8 protein-coding genes and 4 pseudogenes are annotated in these 9,857 nt (G+C 45.7%); 9 read left to right on the top strand and 3 right to left on the bottom strand.

All coding sequences use genetic code 11. From position 1 onward, the window contains the following. The 5 genes and pseudogenes from D3H35_RS32080 to D3H35_RS34635 form a co-directional block, all read left to right on the top strand. Positions 1–182, top strand: a pseudogene (locus tag D3H35_RS32080) (DUF6492 family protein); the annotation flags it as partial. Beyond that, complete coding sequence (locus tag D3H35_RS05335; RefSeq protein WP_147355748.1) at positions 161–376, top strand: hypothetical protein; 216 nt, start codon at positions 161–163, stop codon at positions 374–376. The pseudogene D3H35_RS32080 and the gene D3H35_RS05335, both read left to right, overlap by 22 nt. A gap of 422 nt (positions 377–798) precedes the next feature. After that, a pseudogene (locus D3H35_RS05330) lies at positions 799–1,175 on the top strand (YheC/YheD family protein). Next, positions 1,126–1,284: an ATP-grasp domain-containing protein gene (locus D3H35_RS30585; RefSeq protein WP_158593959.1), complete on the top strand. Its 159-nt coding sequence runs from the start codon at positions 1,126–1,128 to the stop codon at positions 1,282–1,284. Before D3H35_RS05330 ends, D3H35_RS30585 begins: the two are co-directional and overlap by 50 nt. 28 nt (positions 1,285–1,312) lie before the next feature. Next, positions 1,313–1,492, top strand: a complete 180-nt coding sequence (locus tag D3H35_RS34635; protein ID WP_119148083.1) for a YheC/YheD family protein — start codon at positions 1,313–1,315, stop codon at positions 1,490–1,492. A gap of 930 nt (positions 1,493–2,422) precedes the next feature. Here D3H35_RS34635 and D3H35_RS33990 read toward each other — a convergent pair. The 3 genes and pseudogenes from D3H35_RS33990 to D3H35_RS05305 all read right to left on the bottom strand — a co-directional run bounded on the left by D3H35_RS33990 (position 2,423) and on the right by D3H35_RS05305 (position 5,127). Beyond that, a pseudogene (locus tag D3H35_RS33990) lies at positions 2,423–3,219 on the bottom strand (YheC/YheD family protein). Between the two features lie 6 nt (positions 3,220–3,225). Then, positions 3,226–4,019 (bottom strand): annotated as a pseudogene (locus D3H35_RS05310) (DUF6492 family protein). A gap of 106 nt (positions 4,020–4,125) precedes the next feature. Further along, entirely contained in the window at positions 4,126–5,127 is a 1,002-nt protein-coding gene (locus D3H35_RS05305) for a mannose-1-phosphate guanylyltransferase (RefSeq protein WP_158593957.1), read from the bottom strand. A 637-nt stretch (positions 5,128–5,764) separates the two neighbouring features. Here D3H35_RS05305 and D3H35_RS05300 point away from each other — a divergent pair. From D3H35_RS05300 to D3H35_RS05285, 4 genes are all read left to right on the top strand, one after another. Then, positions 5,765–7,054, top strand: coding sequence for a hemolysin family protein (locus D3H35_RS05300; RefSeq protein WP_119148079.1), 1,290 nt, complete (start codon positions 5,765–5,767; stop codon positions 7,052–7,054). 321 nt (positions 7,055–7,375) lie between these two features. Continuing rightward, positions 7,376–8,356, top strand: a complete 981-nt coding sequence (locus D3H35_RS05295; protein WP_119148078.1) for a DUF4303 domain-containing protein — start codon at positions 7,376–7,378, stop codon at positions 8,354–8,356. A gap of 129 nt (positions 8,357–8,485) precedes the next feature. Continuing rightward, positions 8,486–9,037, top strand: coding sequence for a GNAT family N-acetyltransferase (locus D3H35_RS05290; RefSeq protein WP_119148077.1), 552 nt, complete (start codon positions 8,486–8,488; stop codon positions 9,035–9,037). Between the two features lie 136 nt (positions 9,038–9,173). Continuing rightward, a complete protein-coding gene (locus D3H35_RS05285; RefSeq protein WP_119148076.1) occupies positions 9,174–9,656 on the top strand; it encodes a DUF2975 domain-containing protein in 483 nt (160 codons plus the stop codon). The last annotated feature ends 201 nt before the right edge of the window (positions 9,657–9,857 follow it).

The raw sequence follows: 9,857 nt of genomic DNA, 5'->3' as shown, positions 1-9,857 counted from the left end.
CGTGCGGCATCCTATCGGCCGTATTTCGTCGTGGCCCGAACAGCCCCAAAATCAAAGCCGTCTGCCATCGCAAAGGCTGTGTCTTCACTCATGAAAGTACGGTTCTTCCCCTGCGAAAAAATCAAATAGCCTACCGTTCCAAACGGTGGGAGAGATCCGGTTGGTTGTACCAGCAGCTGTGAAGCTCGGCAGCAGTTCCATTGCGACGCAGCGGCACTTCTTGGTTGTTGACGCCGATACCGTGCTGATCCGGCCGCACCGGTTTTACGCCGACGGAAAGCATCTGTTCTATTGCCGAAGCTGGAGCCAGCCCGAATATTTCGTCACCTACCGCAAGCTGCTCGGAAAAAAAGCCCGCGTCCCCGTTTCTTCGTGACGCACTACATGTTGTTCGACAAAACGAAGCTGAGATCGCTCAAGAACAAAATCGAAGCGAAACACGGAACGAAGTGGTATAAAGCCATTCTGAGAAGCATTAATCGAAAAAAACAGTTCGGCTTTTTTCGAATTTGAGACATACGGAAATTACGTCTATTCCGCTAACCCCGGAAAGCCCGTCTCAAAAGCGCGCTTAACAAAAGTCTCTCGACCAGCCCCTCCGCTCTGTCGGGTTCTACAATCGGCAAGCTTGCCCAGCGCTACCGCTCACTGTCTTTTCACAAAAGAAAGGGTTACACCGAAGCGCAAAATAATCGTAAATGCAGGAGGTTCGACGCTTGAAAATCAACGGCGCGAAAGAACGTTTTAAGCAAATGGCTGAAAACAAAGGCCATATTGAAAGACCCGAAAGTCCGCAGAGTGGTGCCGGAAACCCACCGAATGAATGAAAAATCGCTCCGCGAAATGCTGAGCCGTTATTCGATGGTTTACATCAAGCCGGAAGCCGGCACATACGGCAAGGTGTCATGCGCGTGGAACAAGACAACGGTTCTTATTGGTATCAGAAGGAAGAAAAAAAACGCGCGTTCGATTCGTTTTCATCCATGTATCGGTCTATCGTTCGCAACAAACGCAAACGTCCTTATTTGGTTCAAAAAGGAATCCATCTCTTGAAATACAAAGGACGCCGGTTTATATCCGCGTCATGGTTCAACGCAATCGCAAATTGGCTTGGAGATGACCGGCATGATCGGGCGGGTCGCTCACCCGAGGAAGATCGTCACGAATTACCATAGCGGGGGCAAACCGACGGACGTTCGGACATTGCTGAAGGCTTTTGCTTCCGGAGAGAAGCTGTCCTCAATCGAAAAGAACCTTTCCAAAACCGGTATGACGCTGCCATAGCTCTAACCGAACGTATCCCGGACTCAACATGGTCGGCGCGGACATTGGCTTGGATAATCACCTTCGCCCTTGGATCATCGAACTTAACACGAATCCCGATCCCTATATATTCCGGCATTTGGCGGACAAGAGAATCGCCCGCAAAGTACTAAGCTACGCCAGAGCCTTGCGTCGAATTCCTCCGGCCAAATCCAAGCCGAAACGGTGATACTCTAAACATCGTGCCCGTCGCATACTTCAATTTCAAGTTCAAGTAGCACGACCTTGATACCTTCTTTCATACGATACAAACCAGCCCTTAATGTTTTACCTTGACTAATAGAACGTAACGTACCACGAATAGAAGGTATCACAGGGCTCGGATCTAATCCTCTCGCCGTTTGTTAATAATATTCTATTTGAATATCACTTTGCTTGCCCAAGCGTATTCTCATCAACCATTTAAAATTGTTCATCTCAAGTCGTGCTATATCGCCAATCGTCTGTAGACCCATCCGTAAAAAATGACCCAATTCACATGTTCTTGAATGTGTCGAGCTAGTTCCTTAGCGATTTTAAGTTTCTTAATACATCAGTGACATCCAAAAAGCTCGTCGATTCTGTTGTCAAGGGGTTGTACTCTATTTGTCAACCATTTTAAATATTATTTTGTTATCTAAGTTAAAACTCTCCGCTTATAAATCGATGTTAAACTCAAACAAATAATTTTAAAATGCCTTTGACAAATAGAGTACAACCCCTTGACAACAGAATCACGAGCAGTTTTTGGATGTCACTGATGTATTAAGAAACTTAAAATCGGCTAAGAACTAGCTCGACACATTCAAGAACATGTGAATGGGTCATTTTTACGGATGGGTCTACAGACGATTGGCGATATAGCACGACTTGAGATGAACAATTTTAAATGGTTGATGAGAATACGCTTGGCAAGCAAAGTGATATTCAAATAGAATATTAGTAACAAACGGCGAGAGGATTAGATCCGAGCCCTGTGATACCTTCTATTCGTGGTACGTTACGTTCTATTAGTCAAGGTAAACATTAAGGGCTGGTTTGTATCGTATGAAAGAAGGTATCAAGGTCGTGCTACTTGAACTTGAAATTGAAGTATGCGACGGGCACGATGTTTAGAGTATCACCGTTTCGGCTTGGATTTGGCCGGAGGAATTCGACGCAAGGCTCTGGCGTAGCTTAGTACTTTGCGGGCGATTCTCTTGTCCGCCAAATGCCGGAATATATAGGGATCGGGATTCGTGTTAAGTTCGATGATCCAAGGGCGAAGGTGATTATCCAAGCCAATGTCCGCGCCGACCATGTTGAGTCCGGGATACGTTCGGCTTAGAGCTATGGCAGCGTCATACCCGGTTTTGGAAAGGTTCTTTTCGATTGAGGACAGCTTCTCTCCGGAAGCAAAAGCCTTCAGCAATGTCCGAACGTCCGTCGGTTTGCCCCCGCTATGGTAATTCGTGACGATCTTCCTCGGGTGAGCGACCCGCCCGATCATGCGGTCATCTCCCAAGCCAATTTGCGATTGCGTTGAACCATGACGCGGATATCAAACCGGCGTCCTTTGTATTTCAAGAGATGGATTCCTTTTTGAACCAAATAAGGACGTTTGCGTTTGTTGCGAACGATAGACCGATACATGGATGAAAACGAATCGAACGCGCGTTTTTTTTCTTCCTTCTGATACCAATAAGAACCGTTGTCTTGTTCCACGCGCATGACACCTTTGCCGTATGTGCCGGCTTCCGGCTTGATGTAAACCATCGAATAACGGCTCAGCATTTCGCGGAGCGATTTTTCATTCATTCGGTGGGTTTCCGGCACCACTCTGCGGACTTTCGGGTCTTTCAATATGGCCTTTGTTTTCAGCCATTTGCTTAAAACGTTCTTTCGCGCCGTTGATTTCAAGCGTCGAACCTCCTGCATTTACGATTATTTTGCGCTTCGGGTGTAACCCTTTCTTTTGTGAAAAGACAGTGAGCGGTAGCGCTGGGCAAGCTTGCCGATTGTAGAACCCGACAGAGCGGAGGGGCTGGTCGAGAGACTTTTGTTAAGCGCGCTTTTGAGACGGGCTTTCCCGGGGTTAGCGGAATAGACGTAATTTCCGTATGTCTCAAATTCGGAAAAGCCGAACTGTTTTTTTCGATTAATGCTTCTCAGAATGGCTTTATACCACTTCGTTCCGTGTTTCGCTTCGATTTTGTTCTTGAGCGATCTCAGCTTCGTTTTGTCGAACAACATGTAGTGCGTCACGAAAGAACGGGGACGCGGGGCTTTTTTTCCGAGCAGCTTGCGGTAGGTGACGAAATATTCGGGCTGGCTCCAGCTTCGGCAATAGAACAGATGCTTTCCGTCGGCGTAAAACCGGTGCGGCCGGATCAGCACGGTATCGGCGTCAACAACCAAGAAGTGCCGCTGCGTCGCAATGGAACTGCTGCCGAGCTTCAACAGCTGCTGGTACAACCAACCGGATCTCTCCCACCGTTTGGAACGGTAGGCTATTTGATTTTTTCGCAGGGGAAGAACCGTACTTTCATGAGTGAAGACACAGCCTTTGCGATGGCAGACGGCTTTGATTTTGGGGCTGTTCGGGGCCACGACGAAAATACGGCCGATAGGATGCCGCACGTATTTTCTATGCTGTCGATCACATAGGGCAGCGTGTCCAAATCTTTGTCAATAGCCGGAATGACGACGTCGATGATGATACCCGAGTCCGAGGACAATCGCGAATCCGCTCCTTTTCATAACTGGTTCTCATCAGAATATGCCGGGCTGATCGTCTTGGGTTGGGCAGTCGTCCACTTCCTTTCCCGCCGACAGCCATTTTTTTCAACCGAGACTCTTCGTGTTTAGGGCAGATGAGCAAACCGTTGGAAGTAGAGGCGACGATAAGGCCGCTAACCCGATAATGACCGCCTTCTTGTTATCCATAAACACGAGATTTCCGGACGCATCCATCAGATCGACCTCGCCGTGGATGACGTTCCCGCACGGGTCCGACGACAGATGCCGCAGCAAAGAGCCCCAGGATCCAATATCGTCCCATCCGCAATTTACCGGCAAGCAGTAGATCGTCTTTGCTTTCTCCATAACGGCATAATCGATGGAAAGCCGCGGCATGCCGGCGTATGCGGCATCGGGGTTCGACGGGTTTTGCGACAAGAGGTTCCAAATAGCCGGTTCGAAGGATTGGATGCAGCGGGCCATGTTTTCAGGGCGGCAGATAAGGATGCCGCTGTTCCAGAAGATGTCGGGCTCTTTCATGAATAGTCGGGCTTGCTCTTCGTCCGGTTTCTCCAAGAAGCGGTCGACCCGGCGTATCCCGCTTACGGAGCTTGCCTTGCCGGCAGCCGAGTCGGGTGCGGTGAGCAAATATCCAAAGCCGGTTTCGGCTCGGTCCGGCCGGACGCCGAGCGTTACGATTGCGTCTGGCAACAAGGCGACATCCGCCGCTGCGGAGACGGCCGCAAGGAAAGCGTCCTTGTCCGCTATAAATTGATCGGAAGGCACGAACGCCACCGGTTCGTCGTCCTTGGTTTGAAGGAAGCGAAAGACGGTCAGTGCGATGCAGGCGGCGGTATCCTTCTGCTGGGGCTCAACGATCAGTTGATTCGACGGAAAATCGGGCAATTGTTCTTTCAACAAAGGCAAATAGTGACGGGGCAACGCGATAAAGAGGCGAGAAGGAGGCACGAAATCGCGGAAGCGGTTTACCGTCTCTTGAATCAAAGTTTGCTTGGACAGAAACGGCAGGAACTGCTTGGGCAACTCGTCGTTGCTTCGCGGCCAAGTACGAGTTCCTTTGCCCCCAGCCAAAATGACGATCTTCAAGGAATTCACCTCCATATGGCAAAAAGACGAACCACGTATTTGTCATTGTATGTCTCTTTCAAGCTTCGGGAGACGGCAGACATACAATCGGCCCCAAGTCAAAGTTAGGCATTCGAATTGAGAAAATGGGCGAGAAGGGTAATGTCGAGGGTTTCTTTTGAATACAATAGGAGATTTTTATTTCTAACATAATTATAATTATGTAACCAAAAACAACGAAACTTCATTCTAACCTATTGAATAGAGGAGGCGCCGTGAATTGGAATAGAAAGCTAAAATCGCTGTTAGCGCTGTCCCCGTCGCTCAGGGAGGATCGGCAATAGAGTGACTTTTTCGTTCTATTTATGGGGCAAAAAGGTTTTTCGTTAGTATAGGGCGATAATTTCGTCTGATTGGTCGCCCATGCGCGAAAATCCGGCCATCATGCGCAGAATAAGGTGGTTTTGTTGCTTTATTTTCCAATTGAACAAAAAAAGCAGCGGAATAAGACGAAATTATCGTGCTATGAATCGTCACAGTAAGCGATGGATATTAGCCCCTTGAACTGGGCAGAATGTTGCATAAAACGGAACCATTGATGCGTATGCCCGTATGAACTTAGAAAGCTTCACAACTTCATAGAAAAGGAAAGATGGGATTGGGCTTAAACTTGTTTTTGGTTGTTATCCTCATCGTATTGACTGCGTTTTTTGTTGCAACCGAGTTCGCCATCGTAAAACTTAGGCCAAGCCGGGTCGATCAATTGGTGTTGGAAGGTAAAAAGAACGCGGGGGCCGTTCAGAAAGTCACCTCTGATTTGGATGTTTATTTATCAGCTTGTCAGCTAGGGATCACCATTACGGCGTTAGGACTTGGCTGGCTTGGAGAGCCCACGATCGAAAAGCTGCTTTATCCGCTGTTCGATTATTTCGCCTTAAGTGAAAGCGTCAGTCACATGATCTCTTTCGCAATAGCCTTCATAGTAATGACGTATTTGCACGTAGTGCTTGGGGAACTCGCTCCTAAGACGGTAGCGATAATTAAAGCCGAACAAGTTGCCTTAATTACGGCACCGATCATTATTTTCTTTTACAAGATCATGTATCCGTTCATTTGGGTTCTTAACGGATCCGCCCGTGGTTTCGTTAAGCTCTTCGGCATGACCCCGGTGAAGGAGCACGAGAACGCCCATTCGGAGGATGAGATTCGAATTATCTTGTCGGAGAGCTATCAGAGCGGCAAGATCAACAAAACCGAATACGGTTATGTAAACCGAATCTTTACGTTCGATGAGCTTTTAGCTCGGGAGATTATGATTCCCCGCACCGATATGATTTGTCTATATGCCGATAAGTCATTGGAAGAGAATATAAGCATTATCAAGAAAGAGCAGTACACACGCTTCCCTGTAGTAAACGGAGACAAAGATCACATCATCGGCATTGTAAATACGAAACAGTTCTTCCTAAACTACAGTGATAATCCCAGCTTCGATTACCGAACGGTGCTTCAACCTATAATGGCTGTTCCGGAAGTGATGCCGGTCAAGACACTGCTTAAGAAAATGCAACAAGAGAACGTTCATCTAGCTATACTATTGGATGAATATGGAGGCACTTCCGGATTGATCACGATTGAGGACATATTAGAGGAGATTGTCGGTGAAATCCGAGACGAATTCGATAAGGATGAAGTGACGAAAATCCAAACCTTAGGGAACAACCGCTTCCTTGTGGAAGGAACGGCCTTGATCGAAGAAGTTAATCGTACAATCGGTTCTAATATCGAAGACGAAGAAGTTGATTCCATCGGCGGATGGTTATACAGCCATCACCCCGAATTGCAAGTTGGGGTGGAATGGGAACATGACAACTGCAGCTTCACGATCCGGGAAAAGGATAACCGTCGAATTCGGAAAATAGAGATATTAATAAAACCAATTTCCTAACAGAAAAACCTCCGGCCATGTCGGGTGACACGAACCTTGTCTGAATGCAGTCCGCGTAAAATCGCGGGCTTCTTTAGTTATTGGAATAAGTTCTTGTCAATTGGCCGCAGTCAGAATTGGCATTAAAGCTAACGGGCAGAAAGCTTTTCTTTTTGAATACAACAGGAGTTTTTATGTTTACATAATTTTAATTATGTAACTAAAAGAACTGAAAATTTTATTCTATCTGCGGCTGCCGTTATTAAATTAAAGGGCTGCACTCTAAATCCGTTCAAATCATTTTCCGATAATAGGTTATCATGGAGCCAGAGGGGTAGAAGGATGCCGAAATCAATCGACTTAGCGAAAATTAAAAAAATGTTGATCCAACACGGCGAAAAAACGATCCGTTCCTTTGCGAAAACGTCGCATAATAAGGACGTGTACGCGTTTGTACTGGACGCCCAAGCGACACACGGCAGCGTCAATTTTAGGTGGAACACCCTAGAGGGGATCGCTTATACGTGTACATTTGACAGTTATAAAAATTACACCGACGATAGACTCTATGGGCATCGTGGGCTTAAATACAGCGTCGGCGATTTTCGCTTTGAAGATCCGGGCAATGAAAAACTCGAAAAGTGGGGCATGAAGTACGAAGAGGTGTTAGACATACTATGGGAGACTGACGAGGATCAGGCCGAACAGATCCCAGCCGCATTTATGGACGTCTTGATCCAAGTAGTCAAAGAGCTGATACCTGTTTTGGAAGAGCTTCACCTTACCGATGACTTCATCGCCTATGCAGTTGAACATGACGAGGAGGATATGAAATTCATCCCTCAGACCGTATCCCCTGCGCAGCTGGAAAAAGTATTTCCAGAGCTAAAAGCGTATGAGGCGTACAAAGAACGCATAGGCTTGCGGCCGCCCATCGACCAAGCAGCCTTTTGGTGCCAAACGCTTGCCGACTTTGAGGAAGCATGCGAAAGTGAAGCGGTGGTTGAGCTACGACGACTTTCTCGCCATTCGTTTGATGTCCAAGAAGAGTTGGTGAGACTGGGCGAGGTTTCGGTACCAATCCTCATTACTTACCTGGAGAGGGCACTTGATCAACTTCCTGCACAAACAAGCATTAATGACAGGCTGAACGTGTGGACGTACCAAAGCACACTCATTGACATCGCCAAAGCAAGGGAAACTGAGATTAGCCGACTGCAAGCGATTTATGCGCGTCTAAACCAAGATCGTCCTGAGAATCAAGATACCAAAAACACCTTGCGTGTGCTACACGCTATCGACCCATTGCGCTTCCCGAACTGATTAGCTGCCGGATATCCATTCCCCTAAGATAAGAGCTATCTAAGGGGAATGGACGTTGCGAATATAACAACGTTATTAGTCGTAAGATGCTATTATAATTAGGAGAGTCCAATAAAGTGGAGTGTTACAATGAGTAATATAAATCTTTTAATGGTTAAGTACAGTCGGATGGAAAGCGAGCGAATCTTATTACGTCCGGTTTTGCTTGATGATGCTGAGGATATGTATGAATATACATCTGATGAAGAGACTACACGTTTCATTTATGACCAACATACAGATTTAAACCGAACTAAGAACTTAATAGCTAACTATTTCATGAAAGAACCTATAGGTAAATACGCAATCTTGTTAAAAGAAAGCAACAAAATGATTGGGACTATCGAGTTCAGAATACATGAACATAATAAAAGTGGAGAGCTGGGTTATACATTAAATAGGCATTTTTGGGGTAGAGGCTACATGACAGAAGCAGGGAATTTAATACTCCAATTAGCCTTCAATACACTAGACTTAGAGCGAGTATTTGCGGAACATGATGTTAGGAATAGTGCTTCGGGAAAAGTATTGAGTCGATTAGGTATGACATATGAAGGTACCCGTCGTAGAAACCATATCGTAAAAGGTGTCCTAGCAGATAGCGCACATTATTCGATATTAAAAGAAGAGTATGCAAAATAATGGAGAATTAAAGAACTGAAATAAAAGGAACAAGGAAGCGCGACAGTAATAGTACAAATGTGATTTGACAGAGATTTTGGGAGGCGATCTTTTAAGAGCCTTATAATAATGACTTGATATTAGTGAGGTGCTCTTTATGAAATGGGGAACAACACTCTTTTTGAAGATGGCTGTTATTCTTATTGGAATCCCAATTCTTGCTTTGTGCATATTTTTAGTGCCTAAGATCGGGAATTTTGCTGGAGAATTGTACCCAGATATCGCTTATATGAAATCTCTCGTTTTAATCGATATGTTCGCGGCAGCGATACCTTTTTACTTTGCTCTGTATCAAGCTTTTAAACTTTTAAGCTATATTGACAAGAACCAAGCGTTCTCGGAATTATCCGTAAAGGCTTTAAAAAATATAAAATTCTGTGCCATCGCAATCAGCACCTTGTACCTGCTAGGTATGCCACTCTACTATCTCATGGCGGAGAAAATTGACCCTCCAAGCTTCATGCCACTCGGATTGGTTATTATTTTTGCCTCTATGGTAATCGCTGTTTTTGCTGCTGTTCTCCAAAGGCTTTTACAAGAAGCTATCAATATAAAATCAGAGAATGATTTAACGATCTGAGATGAATATTATGGCGATTATATCAATGTTGATGTGATGTTTGGTTGAATCATCAGTTTGAAGCATTTCAGTAGAAATCACTGGTTCTAACATACCTAAACTGTGATTTAGAGGAGGGTTGCTTTGAAAAAGCAATCCTTTTTCATGAAAAGATATTCTTGAAGCGTTTAGAGAGGTAAGTTAATAATTAAGTGAAAATGA

Source organism: Cohnella faecalis, from assembly GCF_003570905.1.
Classification (GTDB): Bacteria; Bacillota; Bacilli; order Paenibacillales; family Paenibacillaceae; genus Cohnella; species Cohnella faecalis.
This window is presented reverse-complemented; position numbering and strand designations above follow the sequence as displayed.